Annotated in this window: 14 protein-coding genes and 1 riboswitch; of the genes, 13 read left to right on the plus strand and 1 reads right to left on the minus strand. The window is 60.2% G+C overall.

What is annotated here, in order from left to right; all coding sequences use genetic code 11:
* The first annotated feature begins 130 nt into the window (after nt 1–130).
* From dnaK to radC, 13 genes are all read left to right on the plus strand, one after another.
* The gene (dnaK, locus tag ACR1XU_RS10590) at nt 131–2,038 is read left to right on the plus strand and encodes a molecular chaperone DnaK (RefSeq protein WP_170612685.1); all 1,908 of its coding nucleotides are present in this window, start codon (nt 131–133) and stop codon (nt 2,036–2,038) included.
* 74 nt (nt 2,039–2,112) lie between these two features.
* Nucleotides 2,113–3,258 carry a molecular chaperone DnaJ gene (gene dnaJ, locus ACR1XU_RS10595; protein ID WP_170612683.1) on the plus strand — a complete coding sequence of 382 codons (1,146 nt, stop codon included), beginning with the start codon at nt 2,113–2,115 and terminating at the stop codon, nt 3,256–3,258.
* Nucleotides 3,259–3,520: 262 nt separating this feature from the next.
* Nucleotides 3,521–3,627: riboswitch (TPP riboswitch) on the plus strand.
* 45 nt (nt 3,628–3,672) lie between these two features.
* Nucleotides 3,673–4,476: a bifunctional hydroxymethylpyrimidine kinase/phosphomethylpyrimidine kinase gene (gene thiD / locus ACR1XU_RS10600; RefSeq protein WP_480907273.1), complete on the plus strand. Its 804-nt coding sequence runs from the start codon at nt 3,673–3,675 to the stop codon at nt 4,474–4,476.
* Nucleotides 4,473–5,450: an FAD-dependent oxidoreductase gene (locus ACR1XU_RS10605; RefSeq protein WP_480907272.1), complete on the plus strand. Its 978-nt coding sequence runs from the start codon at nt 4,473–4,475 to the stop codon at nt 5,448–5,450. The genes thiD and ACR1XU_RS10605 overlap by 4 nt, the downstream gene beginning before the upstream one ends.
* Nucleotides 5,434–5,628, plus strand: a complete 195-nt coding sequence (gene thiS / locus ACR1XU_RS10610; RefSeq protein WP_480907270.1) for a sulfur carrier protein ThiS — start codon at nt 5,434–5,436, stop codon at nt 5,626–5,628. Before ACR1XU_RS10605 ends, thiS begins: the two co-directional genes overlap by 17 nt.
* 2 nt (nt 5,629–5,630) lie before the next feature.
* Nucleotides 5,631–6,401: a thiazole synthase gene (locus ACR1XU_RS10615; RefSeq protein ID WP_480907268.1), complete on the plus strand. Its 771-nt coding sequence runs from the start codon at nt 5,631–5,633 to the stop codon at nt 6,399–6,401.
* Nucleotides 6,398–6,994, plus strand: a complete 597-nt coding sequence (locus ACR1XU_RS10620) for a thiamine phosphate synthase (protein ID WP_480907266.1) — start codon at nt 6,398–6,400, stop codon at nt 6,992–6,994. Before ACR1XU_RS10615 ends, ACR1XU_RS10620 begins: the two co-directional genes overlap by 4 nt.
* Nucleotides 6,991–7,956: a HesA/MoeB/ThiF family protein gene (locus tag ACR1XU_RS10625; RefSeq protein WP_480907356.1), complete on the plus strand. Its 966-nt coding sequence runs from the start codon at nt 6,991–6,993 to the stop codon at nt 7,954–7,956. Before ACR1XU_RS10620 ends, ACR1XU_RS10625 begins: the two co-directional genes overlap by 4 nt.
* Before the next feature lie 20 nt (nt 7,957–7,976).
* Nucleotides 7,977–8,912 carry an ABC transporter substrate-binding protein gene (locus tag ACR1XU_RS10630; protein ID WP_480523102.1) on the plus strand — a complete coding sequence of 312 codons (936 nt, stop codon included), beginning with the start codon at nt 7,977–7,979 and terminating at the stop codon, nt 8,910–8,912.
* On the plus strand, nt 8,909–9,583 hold the full coding sequence (gene tenA / locus ACR1XU_RS10635) for a thiaminase II (protein WP_480907264.1): 675 nt from the start codon (nt 8,909–8,911) through the stop codon (nt 9,581–9,583). Before ACR1XU_RS10630 ends, tenA begins: the two co-directional genes overlap by 4 nt.
* The gene (locus tag ACR1XU_RS10640; RefSeq protein WP_480907262.1) at nt 9,580–10,308 is read left to right on the plus strand and encodes an ABC transporter ATP-binding protein; all 729 of its coding nucleotides are present in this window, start codon (nt 9,580–9,582) and stop codon (nt 10,306–10,308) included. Before tenA ends, ACR1XU_RS10640 begins: the two co-directional genes overlap by 4 nt.
* The gene (locus ACR1XU_RS10645; protein WP_480907260.1) at nt 10,305–11,042 is read left to right on the plus strand and encodes an ABC transporter permease; all 738 of its coding nucleotides are present in this window, start codon (nt 10,305–10,307) and stop codon (nt 11,040–11,042) included. The genes ACR1XU_RS10640 and ACR1XU_RS10645 overlap by 4 nt, the downstream gene beginning before the upstream one ends.
* A gap of 35 nt (nt 11,043–11,077) precedes the next feature.
* On the plus strand, nt 11,078–11,833 hold the full coding sequence (gene radC, locus ACR1XU_RS10650; protein ID WP_480813406.1) for a RadC family protein: 756 nt from the start codon (nt 11,078–11,080) through the stop codon (nt 11,831–11,833).
* 19 nt (nt 11,834–11,852) lie between these two features.
* On the opposite strand, the gene ACR1XU_RS10655 is transcribed toward radC, so the two are convergent.
* On the minus strand, nt 11,853–13,409 hold the full coding sequence (locus ACR1XU_RS10655; protein ID WP_480907258.1) for a phosphate ABC transporter substrate-binding/OmpA family protein: 1,557 nt from the start codon (nt 13,407–13,409) through the stop codon (nt 11,853–11,855).
* Nucleotides 13,410–13,421 lie beyond the last annotated feature (12 nt).

The raw sequence follows: 13,421 nt of genomic DNA on the forward strand, positions 1-13,421 counted from the left end.
TTTCGTCGCGCCCTTATATACGCCGGGACGCGCAATGGTGTAGGGCCATTACGCAATGCAGATCGGGGCAGGGATGCCATAACGGGTCCCGGCCTCGGGACATCGCCTTGAAGAGAAAGGGATTGAAAATATGGGTAAAGTAATCGGGATTGACCTTGGTACCACAAACTCGTGCGTGGCCATCATGGACGGCTCGCAGCCGAAAGTCATCGAAAACGCCGAAGGGGCGCGGACCACGCCCTCGATCGTCGCCTTCACCGAAGATGAGCGACTGGTCGGTCAGCCTGCAAAACGTCAGGCGGTCACCAACCCCGACAACACGATCTTTGGCGTCAAGCGTCTGATCGGTCGTCGTGTGGATGATGCCGAAGTCGAAAAAGACAAGAAAATGGTGCCGTACGCCATCGTTGATGGCGGCAATGGCGACGCGTGGGTCCAAGCCCGCGGCGAAAAGTACTCCCCAAGCCAGATCTCGGCCTTCACTCTGGGTAAGATGAAGGAAACCGCCGAGAGCTATCTGGGTGAGGAAGTCACGCAGGCGGTTATCACCGTTCCGGCATACTTCAACGACGCACAGCGTCAGGCCACCAAAGACGCCGGTAAAATCGCCGGTCTGGAAGTGCTGCGGATCATCAACGAACCGACAGCTGCCGCGCTGGCCTACGGTCTGGACAAGAAAGACACTCAAACCATCGCAGTCTATGACCTTGGCGGCGGTACTTTCGACGTGACCATCCTGGAAATCGACGACGGCCTGTTCGAGGTCAAATCGACCAACGGTGACACCTTCCTGGGTGGTGAAGACTTTGACATGCGCATCGTCAACTACCTGGCGGACGAGTTCAAAAAGGAACACGGCGTCGACCTGTCTGCCGACAAGATGGCGCTGCAGCGTCTGAAAGAAGCTGCTGAAAAAGCCAAGATCGAGCTGTCCTCGACCTCGCAGACCGAGATCAACCAGCCGTTCATCTCGATGGGTTCGAACGGCCAGCCGCTGCACATGGTCATGAAACTGACCCGCGCCAAGCTGGAATCGCTGGTTGGCGACCTGATTAAGAAGTCGATGAAGCCCTGCGCCGCCGCTCTGAAAGACGCCGGTCTGTCGGCTGCTGACGTGGACGAGGTTGTTCTGGTCGGTGGTATGACCCGGATGCCGAAAGTGATCGAAGAGGTCACCAAATTCTTCGGTAAAGAGCCGCACAAAGGTGTGAACCCGGACGAAGTTGTTGCCATGGGTGCCGCCATTCAGGCCGGTGTTCTGCAGGGCGACGTCAAAGACGTGGTTCTGCTGGACGTGACCCCGCTGTCGCTGGGCATCGAAACCCTGGGTGGCGTGTTCACCCGTCTGATCGACCGCAACACCACGATCCCGACCAAGAAGTCCCAGGTTTTCTCGACCGCCGAAGACAACCAGAACGCCGTAACCATCCGCGTGTTCCAGGGTGAGCGTGAGATGGCTTCGGACAACAAGATCCTGGGTCAGTTCAACCTCGAAGACATCCCGCCCGCACCGCGCGGCATGCCGCAGATCGAGGTGACCTTCGACATCGACGCCAACGGCATTGTCTCGGTTTCGGCCAAGGACAAAGGCACAGGCAAAGAGCAGAAGATCACCATCCAGGCCTCGGGCGGTCTGTCCGACGAGGACATCGAAAAGATGGTCAAGGACGCGGAAGAGAACGCGGAAGCCGACAAGGAACGCCGCGAGCTGGTCGACGCCAAGAACCAGGCGGAAAGCCTCATCCACTCGACCGAGAAGTCGATGGAAGAGCATGCCGACAAGGTCGACCCGACCACCATCGAAGCCATCGAGCTGGCGATTGCCGCGCTGAAGGACGAGCTGGAAACCGAAAACGCCGACAAGATCAAGTCGGGCATCCAGAACGTTACCGAAGCGGCCATGAAACTGGGCGAGGCCATCTACAAGGCGCAGTCCGAAGAGGCCGAGGATGAACCGGCAGCTGCGGACGCCGCTCCGGGTGATGACGATATTGTCGACGCCGAGTTCGAAGATCTGGACGACGACAAGCGTAACTAACGGGTAACCGGGCCAATTCGGGCCGGTCCGGATACCGGGCCGGCCCGTTTACGTTGAGGCAGAAGGAAACACTGATGTCAAAACGCGATTATTACGATGTACTCGGCGTGTCCAAGGGTGCATCGGCGGACGAGATCAAGAAAGGTTTTCGCAGGAAAGCCAAAGAGTTGCATCCCGACCGCAACAAGGACAACCCGGAAGCCGAGGCGCAGTTCAAGGAAGCGAACGAAGCCTATGACGTTCTGAAAGACGCAGAACGCAAGGCCGCCTATGACCGCTTTGGCCATGCCGCGTTTGAAAACGGCATGGGTGGCGGCGGCCGACCCGGCGGCGGCTTCGGTCAGGGCGATTTCTCCAGCGCGTTTTCGGACGTGTTCGACGACCTGTTCGGCGATTTCATGGGTGGCCAGCGCGGTGGCGGTGGCCGTCGTGCCGCACGCGGTTCCGACCTGCGTTACAACCTGCGCGTCTCGCTGGAAGAGGCGTTTGCGGGCCTGCAAAAAACCATCAACGTGCCCGCTGCCGTGGCCTGTTCGGCCTGTGATGGATCGGGCGCTGAAAGCGGCGTTGAACCGACCACCTGCCCGACCTGTTCGGGTATGGGTAAGGTCCGCGCGCAACAGGGCTTTTTCACCGTTGAACGCACCTGTCCGACCTGCTCGGGATTGGGTCAGATCATCAAGAATCCGTGCAAATCCTGCGGCGGCGCGGGGCGCGTGGAAAAAGAACGGGCACTGTCCGTCAACATCCCCGCCGGTGTCGAAACCGGCACCCGTATCCGTCTGGCGGGTGAGGGTGAGGCCGGAATGCGTGGTGGCCCCCCGGGCGATCTGTACATCTTTGTCGAAGTGTCCGATCACAAGCTGTTTGAGCGTGACAGCATAAACCTCTATTGCCGCGTGCCGGTCAGTATGGCCAAGGCCGCTCTTGGTGGTTCGATCGAAGTGCCCACCATCGATGGCGGTCGTGGCCGGGTTCAGATTCCGGCAGGTAGCCAGTCGGGCCGCCAGATGCGTTTGCGTGGCAAGGGAATGCCCGCCCTGCGTGGCGGTGGCGTGGGTGACATGTTCATCGAACTGGCTGTGGAAACACCGGTCAACCTGACCAGTCGCCAGAAAGAACTGCTGCGTGAGTTTGACGATCTGGGAGAGGACAACCACCCGGAATCAAAAAGCTTTTTCTCGTCGGTCAAGTCCTTCTGGGATGGGATGAAAAGCTAAGGGAACCGCTTTCCCGACCAAAGCCGCCCGGTTTCGGGCGGCTTTTTTGTTGCAGGGGGCGCTGCCCCCGCCGCCCTTTGGGCGCCTCCCCCGGGATATTTTTGGCCAGATGAAGGAAAGATCCCTTGTTCATCTGGCCCCAAATATCCCGGAGCGCGAGGCAGAGCCTCGCAAATACCATTGGCCTTACCCAAGGGATCAGGGTGGCCATAATACAGATCAAATTCAGTCTTGTGTTTTTCCGATGTGCCTGTGATTGTCCGGTCAACCGTTGGGGTGCCCTTATCGAAGGGCTGAGAGGCGTGAATGCGCTAACCCATCGAACCTGATCCGGGCAATACCGGCGTAGGGAACGGTCTCAGAATGTCAGACGTTTTCCATGCGCGCGTTGCCCAATTTTGATGGAGCAACGATATGACGCCTATTGCGCTCACAATTGCAGGCTCGGACAGCGGCGGTGGGGCCGGAATTCAGGCTGACATCAAGGCAATGTCTGCCTTAGGGGTTTATGGTGCCAGCGTGATCACCGCCGTGACCGCGCAAAACACACGGGCCGTTACCGCCGTTCACGGGATCCCATTGAATACTGTCGCCGCACAGATCGATGCCGTTCTGTCTGATCTGAGCGTGGGCGCCGTCAAGATTGGCATGTTGGCGACGCCGGACATCATCCGATGTGTTGCAGACAGCCTTGCAGCGTTTCGTGGTCCCATCGTACTGGACCCTGTGATGATCGCCAAATCCGGTGATGCCTTGTTGACAGAAGACGCGGTTGAGACATTGCGGGCGGTGCTCGTGCCCATAGCCACGCTATTGACGCCGAACTTGCCTGAGGCCGGACGCCTTCTGGATTGCCCGGCTGCGGAGACGCCGGATCAGATGGTAAAACAGGGGCTTGCCTTGTGTGACATGGGCGCAGGTTCCGTTCTGATGAAGGGCGGGCATGGATCCGGCGACATTTGCCGTGATCTCTTGATCGACGCTTCGGGCTTGGTGGCAGAGTTCAAGGCGCTGCGCCGGAAAACCAGAAATACGCATGGTACTGGCTGCACACTGTCCGCGTCAATTGCTGCCGGGCTGGCGCTGGGAAAAACGCTGATGACGGCCGTTGCAGATGCGCACAGCTATCTGCAAGGCGCGATAGCCCGGTCCGATGATCTGGACATTGGTCGCGGGCATGGGCCGGTTCATCATTTTCATCAGCTTTGGCCCGCATGACCGTCTGGTCGGTCATAGGTGCCGGAGTAGCCGGTCTGACTGTTGCAACCGAGCTGGTATCGCGCGGCGCTGACGTGCAGATATTCGACCCGGCAGGTGCGCCAGGCCCACATGGCTGTTCCTGGTGGGCGGGTGGCATGCTTGCCCCCTGGTGTGAATATGAAAATGCCGAGGAACCGGTTCTGCGGCTTGGACAAACAGCGATTGACTGGTGGGCCGCCAGAACGCGGGTGCATCGGTGCGGAACGCTGGTTGTTTCGCATTCGCGCGACCTACCGGATCTGCGCCGCTTTGCACGCCGAACGGATGGGTATTCAGAAATCGGAGGTGGAAAAATCTCCAATTTAGAGCCTGACATGAGCAATTTCGGTAACTGTCTCTTCTTCCGGGCAGAGGCCCATCTTGATCCCCGGCAAGCGTTGCGAGACCTCTACAGCCACCTCAGGGACCGAGGTGTGCCCTTTCACCGTAAACTGGCCCCTTCCCGGTTGGAGAATGCGATCGATTGCCGGGGGTTGCACGCGCGCGAGATCTTGCATGATCTGCGTGGCGTCAAAGGCGAGATGCTGGTGATCCGCTGCCCGGATGTCACGCTCTCTCGCCCCGTGCGACTGCTGCACCCGCGCATGCCGCTTTATGTCGTCCCGCGGGGTGACGGGGTCTACATGCTGGGCGCAACGATGATCGAATCCGAGGACAGCGGCCGGATTACCGCCCGCTCGATGTTGGAGCTTCTCAGTGCGGCTTATGCGCTGAACCCGGCCTTTGGTGAGGCTGAGATCCTGGAAATCGGTGTCGATCTTCGCCCCGCTTTTCCCGACAACCTGCCTCGCATCCGCCGGTTGGGTCAAACGATCTATGCCAATGGCCTGTATCGCCATGGCTACTTGCTTGCGCCCGCGTTGGCACAGGGCGTCGCCGATCTGGCGCTGGAAAACAAACATTCGGAGATGGTCGATGAAGATCGTGCTTAATGGCGAGGCGCGCGAAAGCCGCGCAGAAACCCTGTCAGATTTGCTGGCGGAATGTGGATTCTCGGGCTGCGTAGCTACCGCTGTGAATGAACAGTTCGTCCCTTCAAGCCTTCGACTGGCCCGAAAACTCGAAGATGGTGACCGGGTCGAAGTTGTCGCCCCGATGCAGGGGGGCTAACGATGAAGACCTTTTACGGCACAGAGCTGCCTAACCCGCTGATGCTGGGCACGGCGCAGTATCCCAGTCCGGCCATTCTGGAACAAGCGTTTCGCCTCAGCGGGGCTGGTGTTGCCACGGTATCCCTGCGCCGTGAAGGCGCGGGTGGGGCCGGGCAGAGCTTTTGGCGGATGATCCGCGACCTGGGTGTCATTGTCCTGCCCAACACCGCCGGATGCCACACGGTGAAAGAGGCTGTGACAACCGCCCAGATGGCGCGCGAGGTTTTTCAGACCAATTGGATCAAGCTGGAACTGATCGGTCATACCGACAGCCTGCAACCGGATGTGTTTCAACTGGTCGAAGCCGCCCGCATCCTGACGGAAGATGGATTTCAGGTCTTTCCCTACACAACGGACGATCTGATCGTCGGTGAACGCCTGTTGCAGGCGGGTTGCGAGATTCTGATGCCGTGGGGCGCGCCCATCGGGTCCGGGCGCGGTCTGAACAACGAATATGCGCTGCGGGCGCTGCGGGCTGCGTTTCCCGATGTACCGCTTGTCATTGATGCCGGTATCGGCCGTCCAAGCCACGCCGCGCATGCGATGGAGCTGGGCTATGATGCTGTTCTTCTGAACACGGCGGTGGCCCGTGCCGGTGATCCGGTCGAGATGGCGCGTGCAATGGCATTGGCGATTCAGGCCGGTCAATTGGCCCACAAGGCCGACCCGATCGAGGCACGCGACATGGCTGAACCCTCAACCCCCGTGATCGGAAAGGCATTTCTGTCATGACGTTGGACCGGTTCTATCCGATCTTCGATCATTCCGACTGGCTGCACAGGATGCTGCCTCTGGGCGTCAAACTGGTGCAGTTGCGGATCAAGGACCAATCGGATGATGCGGTGCGCGCCCAGATTATGATCTCGCTCGAACTGTGCCGCAGCCACGGCGCCCGACTGGTCGTGAACGACCATTGGCAGCAGGCAATAGAGGCGGGTTGCGACTGGGTCCACCTGGGGCAGGAGGATCTGGATGATGCCGATCTGCATGCCATCCGCCGGGCAGGCCTGAAACTTGGTGTTTCAACCCATGACGATGATGAGCTTGAGCGGGTTCTGTCGATGGACCCCGACTATGTGGCGCTCGGACCTGTCTATCCGACCATCCTGAAAAAGATGAAGTGGCGGCAGCAAGGTCTGCCCCGCGTTACCGAATGGAAGGCGCGGGTGGGGCGTATCCCATTGGTCGGCATTGGTGGAATGACCGTCGAGCGCGCGTCGAGCGTGTTCGAGGCCGGGGCCGATATTGTCGCGGCAGTAACCGACATCACGCTGAATCCCGACCCCGAAGCGCGGGTACGCGAATGGATCGGCATCACGCGATGAACCGTTACGCTCGCCAGATGATCCTGCCCGAAGTGGGCCCCGAAGGGCAGGCGGGCTTGTCCGCTGCACGAGTACTTGTCATCGGAGCCGGAGGGCTGGCTGCGCCGGTTCTGCCGCTGTTGGCAGGGGCAGGGGTGGGTCACATCATGGTTGTTGATGGCGATGTCGTTGATCTGTCAAACCTGCACCGGCAAACGCTTTTCACGGAACGGGATATCGGCCTGCCAAAGGCTGAAGTTGCGGCGCGGCGCTGTCGCGACCTCAACTCCAAGCTTGAAGTCACCAGTCAAAGCCAGGCCCTAACATGCGAAAACGCGGCAAATCTGGTGTCGCGGTCGGATGTGGTCCTGGATTGTGCGGATAGTTATGCGGCCAGTTATGTCCTGTCGGACAGCTGTCTGGCACAGGGAAAGCCGCTGATCAGTGCCTCGGTGCTCGGGTTGTCAGGTTATGTGGGCGGCTTTTGCGATGGCGCGCCGTCTTTACGGGCGCTGTTTCCAGACGCGCCCGACAGTGGTGCCAGCTGCGCCTCAGCAGGTGTTTTGGGTCCGGTTGTCGGTGTGATTGCCGCGATGCAGGCGCAAATGGCGCTGAGCGTGATCCTGGGCCTGCAACCATCGCCGCTGGGCCAGATGGTGAACTTTGATGCCCGCACCCTGCGCAGCAACAGTTTCCGTTTCGATGATGCGCCAGAACCCGCAAGCTGTTTCCGTTTCCTGTCTGCCAGCCAACTCACGGCCGAAGACCGGATCATCGAACTTCGCGGCACGGATGAGGCCCAGATCCCGATACACCCCGGCGCAGAACGACTAACGCCAGTCGAATTGTCCGGATTAGAGCCTAAACAAGCAAAAAGATTGGCCCTTTGCTGCGCCACTGGTCTACGGGCGTGGCGCGCAGCCGAACGGATTCAATCGGATTGGCCGGGCGAGATTGTCCTCGTCGCGGCCTCAACCTCGTGAACAGGAAGGAAACGCGAGATATGAAGAAACTGATCACAGCCTTATCGCTGCTGGCCGCTGCACCGGCCTGGGCTGACGACAAGATGACCATTTTGCTGGACTGGTTCATCAACCCCGATCACGGCCCCATTATCGTGGCGCAGGAAAACGGCTATTTCGCCGAACAGGGGCTTGAAGTTGAAATCATCCCGCCTGCTGACCCGTCCGCACCGCCGCGTCTGGTTGCTGCGGGGCAGGCCGATCTGGCTGTGTCCTACCAGCCGCAACTGCATCTGCAGATCCACGAGGGTCTGCCCCTGAAACGCGTCGGCACACTTGTTGCGACCCCGCTCAACTGCCTTCTGGTGTTGGAAGATGGCCCGGTCAAAACCCCGGCGGACCTGAAGGGCAAGAAAATCGGCTTTTCTGTCGCTGGCGTGGAAGAGGCAGTTCTGGGCACCGTTCTGGGCAAATATGACGTCGCGCTGGCCGATGTCGAAATGATCAACGTCAACTTCTCGCTTTCACCGTCGCTGATGTCGGGGCAGGTAGATGCGGTGATCGGCGCCTACCGCAATTTCGAGCTGAACCAGATGGACATCGAAGACCATCCCGGCACCTGCTTCTATATCGAGGAAGAGGGCGTGCCGTCCTATGACGAACTGATCTATGTCGCGAACCCGGACACAATGGATACCGATAAGATCGCCCGTTTTCTGGCCGCGACGGAAAAGGCAACACAGTTCATCGTCAACAACCCCGAAAAAAGCTGGGAAATCTTCGCAGCAACCTCGCCCGAGCTGCAGGATGAGCTGAACGCCCGTGCCTGGGTCGACACGCTGCCGCGTTTTGCCCTGCGCCCGGCCGGGTTCGATGCCGGGCGGTACACCCGGTTCGAGGCTTTTCTGAAAGACAGCGGCATGATCGACAGCATCAACCCGGTCAGCGCCATCGCCATCGACGTGACTGCGCAATGAATGAATATGGCAAGGCCTTCGCGCTGATGCGCGATGCGGCGCAGGGGCCGTGGCGGGATTATACCCGCCACGCCTTTGTCGAAGGGTTGAGGGACGGAACGCTTCCGCGCGCAGCGTTTCTTCATTATCTGCGGCAGGACTATGTGTTTCTGATCCATTTTGCCCGTGCCTGGGCGCTTGCGGTGGTGAAATCGGAAACCCACGAAGAGATGCTGGCCGCCTCGCGCACAGTGAACGGTCTGATCAGCGAAGAGATGAAACTGCATATCGGTGTCTGCGAGGCTGCGGGCATTTCACAGCGGGACCTGTTTGCAACGCCCGAGCGTGCCGAGAACCTGGCCTATACGCGCTTTGTGCTCGAGGCAGGCTACAGCGGTGACTTGCTGGACTTGCTGGCAGCGCTTGCGCCTTGCGTCATGGGCTATGGCGAGATTGGCGCGCGTCTGGCAACCGAGGCCACGTCCGAAACCTATCGGGACTGGATCAACGCCTATGCCAGCGAAGACTATCAGGCTGCATGCAAGGCGGTTGGAGAGTTCCTTGATCAGGCTCTAACACGGCGCATTGGGCACGATTTTAAAGCTTCCCCGCGCTGGGACCGCCTGAGCCGGACGTTCCGCACTGCGACCGAACTTGAAGTCAGTTTCTGGCAGATGGGCATGACGCCATGATGTCTGCCCCCGCCCTGACCATCAGCGGACAGGCCACAATCGGCGGCGCGACCCTGTTCGTGCCGCTTTCGCTTACACTGGCGGCAGGGGAATGGACCTGTCTTCTGGGCGGTTCCGGCGTCGGAAAAACCACCATCCTGCGCCTGATCGCGGGATTGCAGACCGGGGCGGATTTCTTAGGGCAAATCACGGCCGACGATGGCTTGCCGGTGCCAGAACGTGTCGCGTACATGGCGCAGGACGATCTGTTGCTGCCTTGGGCAAGTGTTGCCCGGAATATCACGCTGGGCGCACAGTTGCGGGGGGAAAAGGCCGATCTGAACCGGCGCGACCGTCTGATCAAACGGATGCGCCTTTGGGATCACCTGACCACGAAACCGTCGGAACTGTCAGGTGGTCAGCGCCAGCGCGTGGCTCTTGCCCGAACGCTGATGGAGGACCGCCCTTTCGTATTGCTGGACGAGCCGTTTTCGGCCCTTGATGCCCGAACCCGCGCCGATATGCAGGATCTCGCGGCCGAGGTGTTGCTGGGCCGCACAGTTTTGCTAGTCACCCACGATCCGGCCGAAGCCGCCCGGCTGGGGCAAACCATTATTGTCATGACCCGGCACGGACTGACCAAATGCCAGTCCCCTCGGACCCCGGCCCCCCGCAAAGTGGACGACCCGGACTCGTTGGCCACGCAAGGCGCTTTGCTGCGCCTGCTGAGACAGGAGGCAGCATGAAATACCTCTCTCCGCTTGTGGCAGCGCTTTTTGCCCTTGTCGTCTGGCAGGGCATCGTCTCCTTCACGGGCTGGCCGAAATTCATCTTGCCCGGCCCGGCCATTGTCGCCGAAACATGGTGGGACAACCGGTGGATCATCGCAAAAGACACCTGGGTAACGGCGGTCGAGGTTTTGACCGGCTTCGTTTTTGGTGTAACCTTGGGCGTTGTCACAGCCATCTCGCTGGCCAGTTCGCGCATGACCCGGATCCTGGTGCGCCCCTTGCTGGTGTTCACGCAAGCCTTGCCGGTTTTTGCCCTGGCACCGCTTTTGACGCTTTGGCTGGGGTTTGATCTTTGGTCGAAAGTGGCAATGGCCATGCTGATCATCTATTTTCCGGTGACGTCGTCCTTTTTTGACGGATTGATGCGCACTCCGGCCGGATATCTGGACCTTGCACGCACCATGCAGGCCAGCCCGCGCGCGGTATTGTGGCATATCCAAATACCGGCCGCCCTGCCCTCGCTGGCTTCGGGGATGCGGCTGGCGGCTGTCTACGCACCCATCGGGGCCGTGATCGGAGAATGGGTCGGTGGTTCCTCCGGGGGTCTGGGGAACCTGATGCTGCTGGCCAACGGCCGGGCGAAGACGGACCTGATGTTCGCGGCCATGCTGACGCTGGGTGTATTTTCGATCCTGCTGCACATGGTCGTGCACCGCGCCACGGCGCGCATGGCGGGTGAGGTGCGTTAACGTTTCGGAAAGCAATTCTGCGCCAGTCTGCGCGTATGACCAACGACGCCTTTGCCGAAGCCCCGATGCTTTTTGAAAACGACGAAGCCCCGGTGCAGCCGCTGCCGGCAGGCCGGTTGCCGTCTTATATCAAGGACCATCGCAAAAGGCTGCGCGAACGGTTCATGTCTGGCGGTTCTGCAGCGATGCCTGATTATGAGCTGCTGGAGCTGGTCCTGTTCCGCTCGATCCCCCGGCAAGACGTAAAGCCTCTGGCCCGGTCCCTGATGGATGAACTGGGCGACTTCAACCGGGTGCTGACCGCGCCCGAAGAAAGGTTACGACAGATCAAGGGTGTCGGCGAAAGCGTGATTACCGATCTGAAGATTCTGGAAGCCTGCGCCCATCGCATGGCCCGCGCACGGGTGATGCAACGGCATGTGATTTCGGGCTGGGACGCATTGCTGGATTATTGTCACACCACCATGGCCCATCGCGAGACCGAGCAGTTTCGCGTGTTCTACCTTGATCGCAAGAACGTCCTCATCGCGGATGAGGAACAGGCCAAGGGCACGGTGGACCATGTTCCCGTCTACCCGCGCGAGGTGGCAAAAAGGGCGTTGGAACTGAATGCCTCGGCTTTGATTCTGGTGCACAACCACCCCTCGGGTGACCCCACACCATCACAATCCGACATCGACATGACCAATCGTATTCAAGATGCCTGCACCGCGCTTGGCCTGGTGCTGCACGATCACCTGATCATCGGAAAATCGACAGAGCTGAGTTTCCGGTCGCAGGGCTATCTGTAGCTGTCGGTGGGATTCGAAGTCACTCGATCCAGACTTCGACCCGGCGGTTGATCTTGCGGCCCCATTCGGTGTCGTCGCAGGCCATGGGCATGGCTTCGCCGAACCCTTCGACCGAGATCTCGACACTATCGGGTATCGCGGTCTCAACTGCGGCCAGAACCGCGTTGCGCACCGTTTTGGCCCGCAATAGAGCAATGCGGGCGTTCCCCGCCGCTGGCCCGTCACCATCGCTGAATCCCACGAAGGTCAGCTTCCGGGCCTCGTAGGCCCCGGCCTCAAGCGCCTGCGCCAAGTGCAGGATGTTCGCGCGGGACTGGGCATCCGGGCGCGAAGACCCGGCCTCGAACCGGAAAGACAGCGAAAGGCGTGACATCGGGCGCAGCGTTTCGATCATCTGTTTCAAGCTGTCCAGACCCACCTCGTCCCCGCCGTTTGCGATGGCGTTGGCGAGGCGGTCCCCCTGCAATCCGATACGCATGGTCTCGGGTGCCTGATCCACGAAACCGGCCTGCCGTATCGCCATCTGAGCTTCCGGGCTTTGGGTATAGGCCAGAAACTGTCGTGCAATCCGGGACAGGCGGTATGACGGCAGGTACAGAAACATGGGTGAGGTTAGCGGATAATCCTCGGTCTTGATCGATTGCCGGGTCGCCGTCAGTGCGTGGCCGCAGCCCCCTGCAAGCGGCAGCGCGCGAACCTTGTCAGCTTCGGCCCGGCTGGCGATTCCGATGGCAAACGGATCCTCGGCCACTGCGTGAACCAAGTCGTTGCTGCGCCCATGCCGCAGGACCGCGTCGGACAGCGCCACGCCAGCGGGCGCAAGCAACTGATCCTCGAAGGCCTGGGACAAGCCCGATCCTATGTCAGGCAGGTGCAGCGCAATCGGCGCATCGGCCCCGCCCAGTTCGGCCCAGTTCAGTATTTCGCCGGAATACACGCGTGCCAGATCCGTGGGCGAGATCTGTCGTATCGCGTTGACGGCGGACACCACAGGCACCATCGCATCCAGCGCCACAACCCGCGATCGCCGCGCTTTTGTCAGATCGCCCATCCCGGCGTCTTCCGCAGCCAGTCGCTCACCCGGACGGATTTCGCGCAGGGCCATGACGATATCGGTTTCATTCGCGCTCAGATCGGAAAATCCCCGACCGGTATTGCCCACGCGAAAAAAGAACCGCCCCAAAGGTGCGGGTCGACCGGGTTGAAACAGTTCGTAGGCAAAGGTTGCCGAGTCAATCCGTGATGGGGTCGCCGACAACCCTTCTTGTTGGGCAAAACCCAGAATCAGGGCAGGCATGACCTTCTCGGCCATGACCGACGACCCGGAGAACCGGACCTCTGCCACAAAATCGGTCAAATTGGGGCAGGCGGGGCCATCGCAGGTCACGCCGGACCCGTCCACCGTCAGTTCTCCGAATTGGGTATCTATGCGATAGAACTCGCCATCATATCCGAGCAGGTTTCCAGTTACCTCGACCTTGCCGTCATGCGAGGTCAGCGTGATGTCCTGTGCCTGAGCACCAGATGCCAGCGTTGCCAGAAAAAGTGCAGCCACTGCTGCACGTAAGGATGTCATAGGAGTTTCGAG

Source organism: Ruegeria sp. D1(2025) (genome assembly GCF_056536425.1).